At 70.9% G+C, this 15,060-nt stretch carries 14 protein-coding genes; 11 read left to right on the forward strand and 3 right to left on the reverse strand.

Going from position 1 to position 15,060, the window contains the following annotated elements:
* Positions 1 to 116 precede the first annotated feature (116 nt).
* Both ACFORO_RS35190 and ACFORO_RS35195 read right to left on the reverse strand, forming a co-directional pair.
* Positions 117 to 827, reverse strand: coding sequence for an aspartate/glutamate racemase family protein (locus ACFORO_RS35190; protein WP_377869724.1), 711 nt, complete (start codon positions 825 to 827; stop codon positions 117 to 119).
* Positions 827 to 2,254 (reverse strand): NCS1 family nucleobase:cation symporter-1, encoded by a 1,428-nt coding sequence (locus ACFORO_RS35195; RefSeq protein WP_354745806.1) that lies wholly within the window; start codon positions 2,252 to 2,254, stop codon positions 827 to 829. The genes ACFORO_RS35190 and ACFORO_RS35195 overlap by 1 nt, the downstream gene beginning before the upstream one ends.
* 135 nt (positions 2,255 to 2,389) lie before the next feature.
* Here ACFORO_RS35195 and ACFORO_RS35200 point away from each other — a divergent pair, with 135 nt between their 5' ends.
* Both ACFORO_RS35200 and ACFORO_RS35205 read left to right on the forward strand, forming a co-directional pair.
* Positions 2,390 to 3,070 carry a GntR family transcriptional regulator gene (locus tag ACFORO_RS35200; RefSeq protein WP_377869725.1) on the forward strand — a complete coding sequence of 227 codons (681 nt, stop codon included), beginning with the start codon at positions 2,390 to 2,392 and terminating at the stop codon, positions 3,068 to 3,070.
* A gap of 243 nt (positions 3,071 to 3,313) precedes the next feature.
* Positions 3,314 to 4,159, forward strand: a complete 846-nt coding sequence (locus ACFORO_RS35205; protein ID WP_377869726.1) for an alpha/beta fold hydrolase — start codon at positions 3,314 to 3,316, stop codon at positions 4,157 to 4,159.
* On the opposite strand, the gene aroA is transcribed toward ACFORO_RS35205, so the two are convergent.
* The gene (aroA, locus tag ACFORO_RS35210) at positions 4,152 to 5,438 is read right to left on the reverse strand and encodes a 3-phosphoshikimate 1-carboxyvinyltransferase (protein ID WP_377869727.1); all 1,287 of its coding nucleotides are present in this window, start codon (positions 5,436 to 5,438) and stop codon (positions 4,152 to 4,154) included. The two genes, ACFORO_RS35205 and aroA, sit on opposite strands and share 8 nt — an antisense overlap.
* Positions 5,439 to 5,535: 97 nt before the next feature.
* Between aroA and ACFORO_RS35215 the strand changes: the two genes are divergently transcribed.
* The 9 genes from ACFORO_RS35215 to ACFORO_RS35255 all read left to right on the forward strand — a co-directional run bounded on the left by ACFORO_RS35215 (position 5,536) and on the right by ACFORO_RS35255 (position 15,011).
* Entirely contained in the window at positions 5,536 to 7,236 is a 1,701-nt protein-coding gene (locus ACFORO_RS35215) for a CTP synthase (RefSeq protein WP_354745814.1), read from the forward strand.
* Positions 7,233 to 7,865: an NUDIX hydrolase gene (locus tag ACFORO_RS35220; RefSeq protein ID WP_354745816.1), complete on the forward strand. Its 633-nt coding sequence runs from the start codon at positions 7,233 to 7,235 to the stop codon at positions 7,863 to 7,865. The genes ACFORO_RS35215 and ACFORO_RS35220 overlap by 4 nt, the downstream gene beginning before the upstream one ends.
* Positions 7,866 to 7,905: 40 nt before the next feature.
* Positions 7,906 to 8,838 (forward strand): site-specific tyrosine recombinase XerD, encoded by a 933-nt coding sequence (gene xerD / locus ACFORO_RS35225; RefSeq protein ID WP_377869728.1) that lies wholly within the window; start codon positions 7,906 to 7,908, stop codon positions 8,836 to 8,838.
* A gap of 132 nt (positions 8,839 to 8,970) precedes the next feature.
* The gene (locus ACFORO_RS35230; RefSeq protein ID WP_344277542.1) at positions 8,971 to 10,002 is read left to right on the forward strand and encodes a ParA family protein; all 1,032 of its coding nucleotides are present in this window, start codon (positions 8,971 to 8,973) and stop codon (positions 10,000 to 10,002) included.
* Positions 9,999 to 10,415 (forward strand): cobyrinic acid a,c-diamide synthase, encoded by a 417-nt coding sequence (locus ACFORO_RS35235; protein WP_377869729.1) that lies wholly within the window; start codon positions 9,999 to 10,001, stop codon positions 10,413 to 10,415. Before ACFORO_RS35230 ends, ACFORO_RS35235 begins: the two co-directional genes overlap by 4 nt.
* A complete protein-coding gene (locus ACFORO_RS35240; protein ID WP_377869730.1) occupies positions 10,415 to 11,395 on the forward strand; it encodes a segregation and condensation protein A in 981 nt (326 codons plus the stop codon). The genes ACFORO_RS35235 and ACFORO_RS35240 overlap by 1 nt, the downstream gene beginning before the upstream one ends.
* The gene (gene scpB / locus ACFORO_RS35245; RefSeq protein WP_377869731.1) at positions 11,392 to 12,279 is read left to right on the forward strand and encodes an SMC-Scp complex subunit ScpB; all 888 of its coding nucleotides are present in this window, start codon (positions 11,392 to 11,394) and stop codon (positions 12,277 to 12,279) included. Before ACFORO_RS35240 ends, scpB begins: the two co-directional genes overlap by 4 nt.
* A complete protein-coding gene (locus tag ACFORO_RS35250) occupies positions 12,269 to 13,021 on the forward strand; it encodes a pseudouridine synthase (RefSeq protein ID WP_182896874.1) in 753 nt (250 codons plus the stop codon). Before scpB ends, ACFORO_RS35250 begins: the two co-directional genes overlap by 11 nt.
* Before the next feature lie 88 nt (positions 13,022 to 13,109).
* On the forward strand, positions 13,110 to 15,011 hold the full coding sequence (locus ACFORO_RS35255) for a Xaa-Pro dipeptidyl-peptidase (RefSeq protein WP_377869732.1): 1,902 nt from the start codon (positions 13,110 to 13,112) through the stop codon (positions 15,009 to 15,011).
* The last annotated feature ends 49 nt before the right edge of the window (positions 15,012 to 15,060 follow it).

The raw sequence follows: 15,060 nt of genomic DNA on the forward strand, positions 1-15,060 counted from the left end.
CACAACCCCGGCAACACCAAGAAAACGGACACCAAAGGTTAAAACTCAAGCTGAGGGACTCTGATTCCCTCAGGGTTCCCCTCACGGACGCGAAGGCGAGAGGGCGCGGCAAGCGGTCATTCGCCGGGCCAGGTCCGGTGTTTGTCGAGCGGGCGGGCATAGGACCCGGCCCGGCTGGTGCGCAATCCCAGCGCCACCAGGGATTCCGCGAGCCGGACGGCGGCGGCGACGCCGTCGACCACCGGGACGTCGAGCATCGCCGACATCTTGCGGTCCAACCCGGTCATCCCGGCGCAGCCGAGCACGAGCACCTCGGCTCCGGCGTCTCGGGCCCGCGATCCCGCGGTGAGCAGGGCCGATTCGGTCCGTTCCTCGTCGCGCAGCTCCAGCACGCTCAGCCCGGTGCCGACGACCGCGACGCAGTTCCGGTCCACTCCGGCCGAATGCAGGCTGTCCTCGATCAGCCCGCACGTGCGGTCCAGCGTCGTCACCACTCCGTACCGGCGGCCGAGCAGTCCGGCGAGATGCGCCGCGGCCTCGGTGATGTCGACCACCGGCACGTCCAGCAGTTCCCGCGCGCCCTCGCGGCCGTGCTCGCCGAAACCGGCGAGGACGACGGCGTCGAACGTTTCCTCGGTGGTGCGCAACAGGTCCAGCACCGCCGCCGCGGACAGGAAGCTGTCCAGCCAGCCCTCGGCCGATTCCGGGCCCCACTTCGGCGTCAGCGCGACGATTTCGGTACCGGGGCTGGCTGCGGCCCGCGCTCCGGTCTCGATCTCCTTCGTCATGGCCTCGGTGGTGTTGCAGTTGGTGACGAGGATCCGCATCAAGCCCTCCGCTGGCGGTACGAAACGGCGTAGTAGAGCAACCCGGCGCTGGCGGTGCCGAGGAACCAGGAGTACGGCGCGGCCGGGGCGAAGAACGGCACCAGCGCGATCACCGCGGACAGCACGGCGCACGGCAAGAAGGTCGCCATCGCGCGCGGATTCACCTTGGGGTACTTGCCGTCGCGGACGAACAACTGCTCGACGTCGACCTCGCCGCGGCGGATCAGGTAGTAGTCGACGATCATGATCCCGAACAGCGGCCCGAGGAACGCGCCGAGCCCGCCGAGGAAGTAGTTGACCACCACCGGCGACGAGTACAGCTTCCACGGCAGCACGCACAGCGCGGCGACGGCGCTGATCATCCCGCCGACGGTGAACGAGATCCGCTTCGGCCAGATGTTGGCCAGGTCGTAGGCGGGGGAGACGAAGTTCGCGACGATGTTGACGCCCATGGTGGCGATGGCGAAGGTCAGCGCGCCGATGATCAGCACCGGCGTGTTGTGCACCTTGGCGAGCAGTTCGGCCGGGTCGGTGATCGCCTCGCCGAACACCTGCAGGCTGCCCGCGGTGACGATCACCGACAGCAGCGCGAACGCCGTCGAGTTCACCGGGAGGCCCCAGAAGTTGCCGCGCCGCACCGTTTTCTGGTCCGGGGCGTTGCGGGAGAAATCGCAGAAGTTGAGCATCAGCGTGCCGTAGGTGGACAGGATCAGCCCGGCCGCGCCGAACCACTGCCGCACCTGCTCGCCGCCGGACAGGCGCCGCGGGCTGCTGGTGAACGAGATGTGCCAGTGGCTCGCGGCGAGGATCCAGACCGCGAGCGCGATCATCACGACCCAGATCAGCGGGCCGCACCAGTCCTGGAACTTCCGCACCGCCTCCATGCCTCGGGTCAGCACGAACGCCTGCACCAGCCACAGCGCCACGAAACACATCCAGCCGAGCGCGTGCAGGCCGAGGAAACTGTGCTCGGTCAACGGTTTCAGGCCGGGGTCGATCGCCAGCACGAGCAGCGTGATGGCGACGCTCGCGAGATAGGTCTGGATGCCGTACCAGAAGATCGCGATCACCGCGCGGATCAGCGCCGGGAGGTTCGCGCCGAACGTGCCGAAGCTGATCCGCGCCACCACCGGGAACGGGACGCCGGTGCGCTGCCCGATCCGGCCCATCAGGTTCATCCCGAAGAAGATGATCACGAACCCGAACAGCAGCGCGGTGAACACCTGCCAGGCCGACAGCCCGAGCACGAACAGCCCGGCGGCGAAGGTGTAGTTGCCGAGGTTGTGCACGTCCGACATCCAGAGCGCGAAGATGTCGTACACCTTCCAGCGGCGCTCCTTGGCGGGCGCGAGGTCCTCGTTCCACAGCCGGGGATCGGGTTCGGCGGTGCGGGTCGCGCTGGTTTCGGTGGACGGGGCGTGCGTCATTGCAGACCTCCGGTCGACGTGCCGGCAGCTTTGGTATCCCAAACTTGGGATTCCAAATATCGCTCCGCGTGGCTGCTGAGTCAACCCTCTACCCGATAAACTCGCCGATGTCCGATGTCGGCGAGAGGGGGACCGGTGGGCGCCACCGAGGATCGGCAGCCGCTCGCGGCGACGCGCGCCCGGGTGCTCGACGAGCTGCGCGAGCGGATCCTGACCGGGCGGCTGCGGCCGGGGGACCGGCTGGTCGAGCGCGAACTGGCCGAGGATCTCGGGGTCTCGCGGGTGCCGGTGCGCGAGGCGATTCGCAGCCTCGAATCCGAGGGGTTCGTGGTCGTGCCCTCGCCTCGGCGGGTGGTGGTGCGGCAGCTGGCGCGGGTGGATGTCGAGGAGCTGTTCGACGTCCGGGAGGCGCTGGAAAGCCTCGCCGCCGCCCGTGCCGCGGAACGGGCCGGGAAGCCGGAGATGCGGCGGCTGGAGCGGCTGCTCGCCGAGTCCGCGCGGGTCACCCAGAGTGGTGATGGTGCGCGGATCTCCGAGGTCAACAGCAGGCTGCACGACGAGATCGTCGCCGTCTCGGGCAACCGGCTGCTCACCACGATGCTGCATCCGCTCGAAGGCCAGCTGCGGTGGCTGACCAGCCAGAACGAGCACTGGGACGAACTGCTCGACGAGCACCGCCGTCTGGTGGACGCCATCGGATCCGGCGACGTGGAGCGGGCGCGCGAGTACGCCGCCGAGCACGTCCGGGTCAACCGCGCGGTGACGTTGCGCGACCTCTTCGGCGACGACGAGCAGGACGAGCGTCCGGCGGGCTGACCTGGGACGGACGCGCTGCCGACGCTGTTACGCCCGTCGGCCAGGTGCAGCGGGCTTCGAGGCGGGCCGCCCGCCAGCCCCGCACGGCCTGCGCCAGCGCGCCTGCCACGGCAACGCAGCTGTCCCGGCAACGCGCCTGTCCCGCAGCGGCAGCGTGCCTGTCCGGCGCGGCCCGGCATGCCGCCCGCACTGCTGGACCCCTTCTAGTAAGGTGACCCTAACTTCGCGCGGAGGGGGTCACTGATGGCGCACGTGCAGGGCGAGCCGGAGTGGGTGTCCACAAGGGACGGACGACGGCTGTACACGATGGTGTTGCCCGGTCCCGGCTCCGGTCCGACGGTCGTGTTCGAGGCCGGGGCGGGCGCGAGCCGGTCTTCGTGGGGGCTCGTGCAGCCGCTGGTCGGCGAGTTCGCGCGGGCGGTGGTCTACGACCGCTCCGGGCTCGGCCGCAGCGCGCCGGATCCGGCCGGGCGGACGCTGGACCGGATGGCCGACGACCTCGTCGACCTGCTGCGCCATTGCGGGCCGGGGCCGTACGTGCTCGTCGGGCACAGCGCCGGGGGACCGATCGTGCGGCTCGCCGCGTCCCGGACCTCGGCGAAAATCGCGGGTCTCGTCCTGGTCGACCCGACCGACGAAGCGGCGGATGTCTTGTTCTCGCCCCGATTTCGCAGTGCCGAGCGGGCTTTTCTCCGCACTGGCCGGGTTCTCGCGGCGACTGGGTTGCTGAAGTTCTTGTACCGGCCCATGGTGCGTGCCGCGCCCGAGGACGTCCGGCGCGATCTGGTGCGCGAAGGCTTTACGCCGCAGGTGCTGCGCACGCAGACCGAGCAGGCGCGGACGTTCCTCGACGAGCTGGCTGCCTGGCGGACGAATCCGCCCGCGCCGGGCGACTGTCCGGTGACGGTCGTGTCCGGCGGGCGTACTGGGGACGGGATGAACGCCGCGGTGCGCGCGCAGGCGAATGCCGCGCACGCGCAACGGGTTTCGCCGCACGGGCGGCATCGGATCGCGGAGAAATCCGGGCACCTGGTGCCCGTCACCGAACCCGAGGTGGTCGCCGACGAAATCCGCCGGATGCTCAGCTGACGGCGTCGGTCCAGGTCTCGACGAACTTCGGGAACGTCTTGCCGACGGTGTCCGGGTTCTCGACCAGCACCCCGGGCACGCGCAGCCCCAGCACCGCCGCGGCCATCACCAGCCGGTGGTCTTCGTAGGTGTGGAAAACGCCGCCGTGCATCGGAGCCGGGGTGATTTCCAGGCCGTCTTCGAGCTCCGTGACGCCCGCGCCCAGACCGGACAGCTCGGTGGCCAGCGCCGTGAGCCGGTCGGTCTCGTGGCCGCGCAGGTGCGCGACGCCGGTGATGCTCGACGGGCTCTCGGCGAAGCACAGCATCGCCGCGATGACCGGGGTCAGTTCGCCGACCTCGTGCAGGTCGAGGTCGATGCCGGGGAACGCGCCGCCGCCGGTGACGGACAGGCCGGTGTCGTCCAGGGTCGCCTTCGCGCCCAATTCGGCGACTAGGCCGCGCAGCCAGTCGCCCGGTTGCGTGGTCTGCTTCGGCCAGCCCTGCACGCGGACCGTCCCGCCGCCGACCACCGCGGCGGCCACGAACGGGGCCGCGGTGGACAGGTCCGGCTCCACGACGTACTCCGGGCACGAGAGTTTCGCCGGCTCCACGTGGAATTCCGTGCCGGTACGGTCCACTGTGGCCCCGAACCGGCGCAGCATGTCCAGCGTCATCGCGATGTGCGGTTCGCTCGGCGGGGCGCCGCCGACCAGCCGCACCGTCACGCCCTGCTCGAACGCCGGACCGGCGAGCAGCAGCGCGGACAGGAACTGGCTGGAGGCCGACGAATCGAGGTCCACCCGGCCGCCGCGCAGCCCGCCGGTGCCCTCCACGGTGAACGGCGGCGCGCCGCGTCCGCCGTCGTCGATCCGCGCGCCGAGCTTGCGCAGCGCGGCCAGCAGCGGGTCGATCGGACGGCGGCGGATCGCCTCGTCGCCGTCGAACCGCACCGAGGCGTCGCCGAGCGTGGCGAGCGCCGGGGTGAACCGCGCCACGGTGCCCGCGTTGCCGAGGACGACCTCGGTCTCGTCGCCGCGGCCGCTGATGGTGCCGAGCGGGTGCACGAGGAAGCCGTCGATGGTCTCTTCCGACCGCGCGCCCAGCGAGGCGAGCGCGCCGAGCATCAGCCGGGTGTCGCGCGAATCGAGCGGATGGCGCACCCGGGTGGGCGCGCTCGCGAGCGCGGCGAGCACGTAGGCCCGGTTGGTGATCGACTTCGATCCGGGGACGCGCACCGCGGCGTCCAGAGAGGCGCCCGCGACCGGGGCGGTCCAGTGGTCATCGCGGAGGTTCGGCACGCCGCGAAGCCTAGCGCGGCGAGGGCGAACCGATTCCGCCGCGCCGGGAAGAGGCGTCGGCGAGCGACCTGGCGGGAGTGGGATATGCTGGCGGCCCGTGGGACTTCAGTCGCGGGCTACCAAGTATGTCTTTGTCACCGGAGGCGTTGCCTCCTCTCTGGGTAAGGGTCTGACGGCGTCCAGCCTCGGACAGCTGCTCACTTCGCGCGGGCTTCGCGTGACGATGCAGAAGCTCGACCCGTACCTCAATGTCGACCCCGGGACGATGAACCCGTTCCAGCACGGCGAGGTGTTCGTCACCGACGACGGCGCCGAGACCGATCTCGACATCGGGCACTACGAGCGCTTCCTCGACCGCTCTCTCGACGGCAAGGCGAACGTCACCACCGGTCAGGTGTACTCGGAGGTGATCGCCAAGGAGCGCCGCGGCGAGTACCTCGGCGACACCGTCCAGGTGATCCCGCACATCACCGACGAGATCAAGGCGCGGATCACCGCCGCGGCCGGGCCGGACGAGAACGGCGTCGCGCCGGACGTGGTGATCACCGAGGTCGGCGGCACGGTCGGCGACATCGAGTCGCTGCCGTTCCTCGAGGCGTGCCGCCAGGTGCGCCACGACGTCGGCCGCGACCAGTGCTTCTTCCTGCACGTGTCGCTGGTGCCGTACCTCGCCCCCTCGGGCGAGCTCAAGACCAAGCCGACCCAGCACTCGGTCGCCGCGCTGCGCAACATCGGCATCCAGCCGGACGCGCTCGTGTGCCGCGCGGACCGGGAGATCCCGGACGACCTCAAGCGCAAGATCGGCCTGATGTGCGACGTGGACACGGAGGCGGTCATCGCCTGCCCGGACGCGCGCTCGATCTACGACATCCCGAAGGTGCTGCACCGCGAGGCGCTCGACGCCTACGTGGTGCGCCGGCTGGGCCTGCCGTTCCGCGACGTCGACTGGACGGTGTGGGGCGACCTGCTCGACCGCGTGCACAACCCGAGCGAGATCGTCCGGGTCGCGGTGGTGGGCAAGTACATCGACCTGCCGGACGCGTACCTCTCGGTCACCGAGGCGCTGCGCGCGGGCGGGTTCGCGCACCGGGCCAAGGTCGAGATCGTCTGGGTCGCCTCGGACGACGCGCAGACCGAATCCGGCGCGGCGTCCGTGCTGTCCGATGTGGACGGTGTGCTGATCCCGGGCGGGTTCGGCATCCGCGGCATCGAGGGCAAGGTCGGCGCGATCCAGTACGCGCGCACGCACGGCGTGCCGCTGCTCGGGCTGTGCCTCGGCCTGCAGTGCATGGTCATCGAGAGTGCCCGGAACCTGGCGGGCATCGAGGGCGCGAACTCGGCCGAGTTCGACGAGGACACCAAGCACGCGGTGATCTCGACCATGGCCGACCAGCGCGACGTCGTCGCGGGGGAGCGGGACATGGGCGGCACGATGCGGCTCGGCGCGTACCCGGCGAAGCTCAAGGCCGGTTCGCAGGTGGCCAAGGCGTACGGCGCAAGCGAGGTGTCCGAGCGCCACCGGCACCGCTACGAGGTGAACAACGCCTACCGCAAGCAGATCGGCGACGCGGGCCTGGTGTTCTCCGGCACCTCGCCGGACGACCGGCTCGTCGAGTTCGTCGAACTGCCCGCGGACGTGCACCCGTTCTTCGTGGGCACCCAGGCGCACCCCGAGCTGAAGAGCCGCCCGACCCGGCCGCACCCGCTGTTCAGCGCGTTCGTGAAGGCCGTCGTGGACCGCAAGGTCGCCGAGCGGCTCCCGGTCGAACTGCCCGAGACGCCCGTGGCGGCTCGGTGAGCGCGCCCGGCACGCACGAGTTCTCCGTGGCCGGCAGCACGGTCGTCCACGTGGGACGCGTCGTCGGCCTCCGGGTCGACGACGTCGTGATGCCCGGCGGGGAAACCGCCAAGCGCGAGGTGGTCGAGCACCTCGGCGCGGTCGTGATCGCCGCGCTGGACGGCGAGGACAACGTCACGCTCGTCCACCAGTACCGGCATCCGCTCGGGCGCAGGCTGTGGGAGCTGCCCGCCGGGCTGATCGACCACCCGGGGGAGGACCCGGTCGACGCGGCCCGGCGCGAGCTGGCCGAGGAGGCCGGGCTCGCCGCGGGCAGCTGGGACACGCTGGTCGACGTCGCGGCCTCGCCCGGGTTCACCGACGAGGTGGTGCGCGTCTTCCTCGCGCGCGATCTGTCCGAAGTGGACCGTGACGTGCTCGGCGAGGAGGAGGCCGACCTGGTGGTGCGGAAGTTCCCGCTCGCCGAGGCGGTCCGGATGGCATTGGCGGGTGAGCTGGTCAACGGGGCGACCGTCTCGGGAGTGCTGTCGGCGCACGCGGTGCTGACCGGTGCGGCGGAGACGCGCCCGGCCGACGCGCCGTGGCAGGACCGGCCGTCGCGGTTCGCCCGCCGACTGGCCGAGGGCTGAATTTCCCGGTTCTGTCGGTGTGCCGTCCTAGAGTGGCGGCGTGGATGAAGCGGGTGTCGAGGTGCGGGGCGCGATCGCCACGTACCTCGACCACCTCGTCGTCGAACGCGGCACCGCCCGCAACACCCTCGACAGCTACTCCCGCGACCTCCGCCGCTACGCCGCCCATCTGGAAGCGGCGGGGGTCGCGAGGCTGACCGAGGTCACGCCCGCGCACGTCACGTCGTTCGGCGCCGCGCTGCGCGAGGGCGACGAGGAACACCAGCCGCTGGCCGCGTCGTCGGCCGCGCGAGCGCTCGTCGCGGTGCGGGGGCTGCACAAGTTCGCGCACGCCGACGGTCTCACCGAACACGACCCGGCCCGCGACGTCCGTCCGCCGGCCGCGGCGAAACGACTGCCCAAGGCGTTGCCGGTCGGGGACGTTCTCAAGCTGCTCGACACTCCGCCGCCGGACGGCGAACGCGCCTTGCGCGACCGCGCGCTGCTGGAGCTGCTGTACTCGACCGGAGCCCGGATTTCCGAGGCGGTCGGGCTCGATGTGGACGACGTGGACGACACCGAGCGCACCGTCCTGCTCGACGGCAAGGGCGGCAAGCAACGGCTGGTGCCGATCGGCCGTCCCGCGCTGGAAGCACTCGACGCGTACCTGGTCCGCGCCCGCCCGGCGCTCGCCGCGAACGGACGTGGCACGTCCGCGATCTTCCTCAACGCCCGCGGCAGCCGGCTTTCCCGGCAGAGTGCGTGGCAGGTCCTCAAGGACACCGCCGAGCGAGCCGGGATCACCGCCGCGGTCTCGCCGCACACCCTGCGCCACTCGTTCGCGACCCACCTGCTGGAGGGCGGCGCGGACGTCCGCGTGGTGCAGGAACTGCTCGGCCACGCCTCGGTGACCACGACCCAGGTGTACACGCTCGTGACGGTGACGACGCTGCGAGAGGTCTACGCCACCGCGCATCCGCGCGCGCTGGGCTGAACGCTCAAGGCGTCCTAGAGCCTTCCCACGCTGCGGTGACTCGGCCCGCGCGGTCCGGCGCGGCGCTTTGCCGGTGCTCCGGAAATCCGCATAGGCTGCCGGAGACCCCGCCGAACAAGGAGCTTTCGCGCCATGTCGACACCGACCCCGAACCAGCCGGAGGACCCGGCAGCGCCAGCCGGGCCAGCCGGGTCCGCCGGGACCTCCGGTTCGGCCGCGGCGAACCTCGAGCACGCGCGGATCGCCACCCCGGCGGACCACGAGGGCGACGAGCCGGAACGGCCGCTGACCCGCGCCGAACGCGCCCGGATGCGGGCGAAAGAGCGCGCGGAGAGCGGGATCGGGCCGACCGGGCGCCCGCTGCGCGAGATCCCCGAGCCGCCGCCGCTGGAGCGGCACGGCCCGGCGCAGGTGCTCGCGATGTGCAACCAGAAGGGCGGCGTCGGCAAGACCACGTCCACGATCAACCTCGGGGCCGCGCTCGCCGAATGCGGCCGTCGCGTGCTGCTGGTCGACTTCGACCCCCAGGGCGCGCTGTCGGTCGGGCTCGGCATTCAGCCGCACGAACTGGACCAGACGGTCTACAACGTCATCATGGAGCGCTCGGTCCAGATCGAGGACGTGCTCCGCAAAACCCGCGTCGACGGCGTTGACCTGCTGCCGAGCAACATCGACCTGTCCGCGGCGGAGGTCCAGCTCGTCGCAGAGGTAGGGCGCGAGCACACGTTGTTACGGGTCCTTCGTCCGGTGATGAACGACTACGACTATGTTCTTGTCGACTGCCAGCCCTCGCTCGGCCTGTTGACGGTGAACGCATTGACCGCCGCGGACGGTGTGATCATCCCCCTGGAGTGCGAGTTCTTCAGTCTGCGAGGCGTCGCGCTCCTGATCGACACGATCGAGAAGGTGCAGGAACGCCTCAACCCCAAACTGGACATCACGGGGATTCTCGCCACGATGTACGACCCGAGAACCCTGCACTCGAAGGAGGTCATGGCTCGCGTGGTCGAGGCATTCGGCGACACCGTGTTCGACACGGTGATCAACCGCACCGTGCGGTTCCCCGAGACGACGGTCGCGGGCGAGCCCATCACGACCTGGGCCCCCAAGTCCGCCGGCGCCGCGGCTTACCGCGCGCTGGCCCGCGAGGTGATCGCTCGGTGAGCAGGCGCGCTTCCCTGCCCGGAGCGTCGGAACTCTTCCGCCTCACCTCCAGCCCGGCGACCCCAGCACTAGAACGTCCCTCCGTGCCCGCTCCGGCGGAACCGGTGGTCCCGCGCAGCACACCGAGCGCTCCGGCGGACACCGACCAGCTGGCCCGCAACGCGGCGCGCAGCGGATCCGGGCGCACCAAGCACGACGCGAAGATCACTGTCTACGTGTCCGGCGAGGAACTGCTCGCGATGGAGCAGGCCCGGCTGAACCTCCGCGCCAAGCACGAGCTGGTCGTCGACCGCGGCCGGCTGGTCCGCGAGGCGGTCGCCGTGCTGCTCGCCGACTTCGACCAGCGCGGCGAGGAATCCGTGCTGGTGCAGCGATTGCGGTCCGGCGCCGAGGACGGCGGAACCGAGGGCTGATGGACGAACCGGCATCGGCCGAGCTGCCGGAGCCGGAAGCGGCAGTCTCGGATAGCATCGCGGCCGCGGAAGTTCCGGAGGACACCGCTGCTCCGGAGGCTCCCGAGGCAGCCCCGGCCGAGCACGAGACGGTGCACGGCGGGACCATCCCCGAGGGATACGCCGCCGCCGACGAGAACGCCTCGAAGTTCAAGGTGCGGCTGCAGAACTTCGAGGGCCCGTTCGACCTGCTGCTGCAGCTGATCTCGCAGCACCAGCTGGACGTCACCGAGGTCGCCCTGCACACGGTCACCGACGACTTCATCGCCTACACCCGCGCGCTCGGCCCGGACTGGAACCTCGACGAGACCACCGAATTCCTGGTGATCGCGGCGACCCTGCTCGATCTCAAGGCCGCGCGGCTGCTGCCGTCGGCCGAGGTCGAGAACGAGGACGACCTGGCCCTGCTGGAAGCCCGCGACGTGCTGTTCGCGCGGATGCTGCAGTACCGCGCGTACAAGCAGGTGGCCGCGCTGTTCGGCGAGCTGGAAGAAGGCGCGCTGCGGCGGTACCCGCGGTCGGTGGCGCTGGAGGAGCGGTATCTCGGGCTGCTGCCGGAGGTGATGCTGGGCGTCACGCCGGAGCGGTTCGCGGAGATCGCGGTCGCGGTGTTCCGGCCGAAACCGCCGCCGCAGGTGTCGATCGCGCACATCCACATGGGACGGGTGTCCGTGCGCGAGCACGCCGCGCTGCTGCGGCTGAAGCTCGCCGAGGCCGGGCAGGCGACGTTCAAGGAACTGACCTCGGACTGCGAGCACACGGTGGAGGTCGTGGCCCGGTTCCTCGCGCTGCTGGAGCTGTACCGCGAATCGTCGGTGCAGTTCGACCAGCTGGAGGCACTGGCGGAACTGCACGTCCGCTGGACCGGCGGCAGCGTGGCCGAGGCGTCCGCCGCCGCCGAGCACGACCGCGCGGCGGCCGAGGAGGAGGAATACGGGTGAGCACCGAAGACGACCGCGCACCGGTCGGCCAGGCCGAGGAGTCTGAGGAGACGGAGCCGGAAACCGCGCCGCAGCCGGAAAACGAGCCCGAGGCGGAGCCCGTCGACGCCGTCGAGCCGGAACCCGAAGCGGTGGAGCCAGCCGAGCCGGAGCCCGAAGCAGCGGAGCCAGCCGAGCCGGAACCTGAAGCCGCAGAGCCAGCCGAGGCCGAGCCGGAACCCGAAGCCGAGCCGGAAACCGCTGAAGCCGCACCGGAAGCTGACGGAATCCCGGATGCCGAGCCGGAAGCCGAGCCAGCCGACGACGAAGGACTGGTCGCCGTGGACAGCGGCCTGCCCAGCGTCGAGTCGGACGAGGCGCTCGAAGCCGCCCTCGAAGCGCTGCTGCTCGTCGTGGATTCGCCGATCGCGGAGGATTCCCTCGCCGAAACGCTGCGGCAGCCGGTCGCAAGGGTGACCGTCGCGCTGCGCACGATGGCGCAGAAGTTCACCGAGCGGGCCAGCGGGATCGACCTGCGGCGCGTGGGCGAAGGATGGCGGTTCTACACTAGGGACACCTACGCCCCGTTCGTGGAGAAGCTCCTGCTGGACGGCCAGCGGTCGAAGCTGACCAGGGCCGCGCTGGAGAGCCTCGCCGTGATCGCGTACCGGCAGCCGGTCACCCGGGCCCGGGTCGCCGCGGTGCGCGGGGTGAACGTGGACGGCGTGATCCGGACCCTGCTGGCGCGGGGGCTCATCGAGGAGATGGGCACCGACCCGGAGACCACGGGCACGCTGTACGTGACGACCGAGCTGTTCCTGGAGCGACTGGGGCTGTCGTCGCTGAACGACCTTCCCCCGATCGCTCCGCTGCTACCCGAAGTGGACACCATCGATGACATCTGACGAACACCCCGACGGCATCCGCCTGCAGAAGGTCCTGTCGCAGGCAGGCGTGGCGTCGCGCCGGGCGGCCGAGGACCTGATCGCGGCCGGCCGGGTGGAGGTGGACGGCGAGGTCGTCACCGAGCTGGGCCGCCGCGTGCACCCGGACGAGGCGGTGATCCACGTCGACGGCACGCGGGTCAACCTCCGCGACGACCTCGTGTACCTCGCGTTCAACAAGCCCAAGGGCGTGCACTCCACGATGTCGGACGACCGGGGCCGCCCGTGCGTCGGCGACTACCTGCGCGGCCGCTGGGAGGAGACCCCTGGCGTCGTGCACGTCGGGCGGCTCGACGAGAACACCGAGGGCCTGCTGCTGCTGACCAACGACGGCGACCTCGGGCACCGGCTGATGCACCCGTCGTACCGGGTGCTCAAGACCTACTTCGCCGAGGTCGAGGGCCTGGTGCCGCGCGGGCTGGGCAAGGAGCTGCGCGCGGGCTGGGAGCTGCCGGACGGGATCGTGAAGGTCGACCAGTTCCGGGTCAAGGACATGCATTCCGGCCGGAGCATGATCGAGCTGGTGATCCACGAGGGCCGCAAGCACATCGTGCGCAGGCTGATGGCGGCCACCGGGCACCCGGTCCGCAAGCTCGTGCGCACCGCGGTCGGCGACGTGCAGCTCGGCAATCAGCGCCAGGGCACCATCCGCAGGCTCAACCGCGGCGAGGTCGGCACGCTGTACCGCACCGTGGGACTCTGACCGGTTCCCCACTTTCGGCCCTGATGCGGGGCACCGGTGCCCCGGTTGAGTTGTCGGCACCCGACGACGACTCTGGAGGGCGACGGGAATGCGTGTGCTGACAGGGCTGTGCGCCGCCGCGGTGCTGGCCGCAGGAGCGGTGGTGCCGGCGGCCGCCACGGCCGCCCCGGCGAGAACCGGAAGCGAACCGGTGTACGACTACGCCGGGGCGATCCGCGAAACCGTGTGGGTCGACATCGGCCGGGACGGCGACGGGGACGGCGTCCCGGACCGGGTCGCCGCCGACATCGTGCGGCCGAGGGAACCGGCCGCGGCGGGCAAGAAGATCCCGGTGGTCATGGACGCCAGCCCGTACTACTCCTCAGTGGGGCGCGGCAACGAAACCCAGTTCAAGACCTACGACGCGCAGGGCCGCCCGGTCGGTTTCCCGCTGTTCTACGACAACTACTTCGTGCCGCGCGGGTACGCGACGGTGCTCGTGGACCTGGCGGGCACCAACCGGTCGACCGGGTGCGTCGACGTCGGCGGCGGCTCGGACGTCCAGTCGGCCAAGAAGGTCGTGGACTGGCTGAACGGCCGCGCGACCGGCTACACCGCGAAAACCGGCGGCACGAAGATGTCGGCGGACTGGAGCGACGGCGGCGTCGGGATGATCGGCAAGTCCTACGACGGCACCATCGCCAACGGCGTCGCCTCGACCGGCGTCGAGGGGCTCAAGACCATCGTGCCGATCTCCGCGATCAGCTCCTGGTACGACTACTACCGCTCGGACGGCGCCTCGTTCGGCTTCAACCCGGACGGGCTCGCGCAGACCGTCGAGCGGCGCAACGGCGGCCAGGATTGTTCGGCGCAGAACCGGAAACTCGCCGACGGCGCGACCGCGAACGGCGACTACGGTCCGCTGTGGGCGGAGCGCGACTACGTGGCGAACGCGAAGAACGTGCGCGCCAGCGTGTTCGTCTCGCACGGCGTGAACGACCTGAACGTCATGCCGATCAACTACGGCCAATGGTGGGACGCGCTCGCCGCGAAGGGCGTGCAGCGCAAGATCTGGCTCGCGCAGACCGGCCACGTCGACCCGTTCGACTACCGGCGCACCGAGTGGGTCGACACCCTGCACCGGTGGTTCGACCACTACCTGATGGGCATCGACAACGGCATCGAGAAGGAACCGATGGCGACTGTCGAGCGCCAGCCGGACCAGTGGGCGAACGAAGCGACCTACCCGGCTCCGGGCACTAAGGCCACGGTCCTGCGTCCGCAGCCCGGCCCTACGCCTGGCGTCGGCACGCTCGGCACCGCGGGCAGTCGGGGCACCGCGTCGTTCACCGACAACCCGCAGGTGGGGGAGAACGACTGGGCGGCGAATCCGTCGGCCACCTCGGCGAACCGCGTGCTCTACAGCACCGCCGCGCTCACCTCGCCGGTGCAGGTCTCGGGCACCTCGTCGATCACCGTGACGGCAACGCCGAGCACCTCGACCGCGCGCCTGTCGGCGACGCTGGTGGACTACGGCCCGGCGACGATCCGCAACTTCTCGGGCCCTGGCGAAGGAATCGTGACCGGCACGGACCGCACGTGCTGGGGTTCGAGCACCGACGGCGACAGCGCCTGCTACAAGGTGACCAGCGCGGACACGAAGAACGTGGACTACACGATCATCAGCCGCGGCTGGGCGGACCTGGCGAACTACCAGTCCCTGAGCCGGGAAGCGAAGCTCACGCCGGGCAAGGCGTACACGATGACGTTCCGGCTCGCGAGCACGGACCACGTCGTCCCGGCCGGACACCGGCTGGCACTGGTGATCGGCGGTACGGACAACGGTTTCGTCACCGCGCCCGCGAATCCGCCGAAGCTGACCATCGACCTGGCCAAGACCTCGGCCCGGGTCCCGCTGGTCGGCGCGGTTCCGGCGCGCCCGTGGACGGAATCCGCTCCGGCGGGTCCGCTGGCGCACGTTCCGGCTGCCGCGCGCTTCGACCTGCGCTGACGAAAGTCGTGAGGGTTCCCCTCACGACCGGCTGCTGGCCGTGAGGGGA

Origin of the sequence: Amycolatopsis halotolerans (genome assembly GCF_042647905.1) — a bacterium.
GTDB lineage: Bacteria > Actinomycetota > Actinomycetes > Mycobacteriales > Pseudonocardiaceae > Amycolatopsis > Amycolatopsis halotolerans.

Excerpts from the sequence above, each read along its gene's own strand:
- ACFORO_RS35255 (WP_377869732.1), top strand. The coding sequence starts at position 13,110 with ATGCGTGTGCTGACAGGGCTGTGCGCCGCCGCGGTGCTGGCCGCAGGA.
- ACFORO_RS35205 (WP_377869726.1), top strand. The coding sequence starts at position 3,314 with ATGGCGCACGTGCAGGGCGAGCCGGAGTGGGTGTCCACAAGGGACGGA.
- ACFORO_RS35250 (WP_182896874.1), top strand. The coding sequence starts at position 12,269 with ATGACATCTGACGAACACCCCGACGGCATCCGCCTGCAGAAGGTCCTG.
- ACFORO_RS35195 (WP_354745806.1), bottom strand. The coding sequence starts at position 2,254 with ATGACGCACGCCCCGTCCACCGAAACCAGCGCGACCCGCACCGCCGAA.
- ACFORO_RS35190 (WP_377869724.1), bottom strand. The coding sequence starts at position 827 with ATGCGGATCCTCGTCACCAACTGCAACACCACCGAGGCCATGACGAAG.
- ACFORO_RS35230 (WP_344277542.1), top strand. The coding sequence starts at position 8,971 with ATGTCGACACCGACCCCGAACCAGCCGGAGGACCCGGCAGCGCCAGCC.
- ACFORO_RS35240 (WP_377869730.1), top strand. The coding sequence starts at position 10,415 with ATGGACGAACCGGCATCGGCCGAGCTGCCGGAGCCGGAAGCGGCAGTC.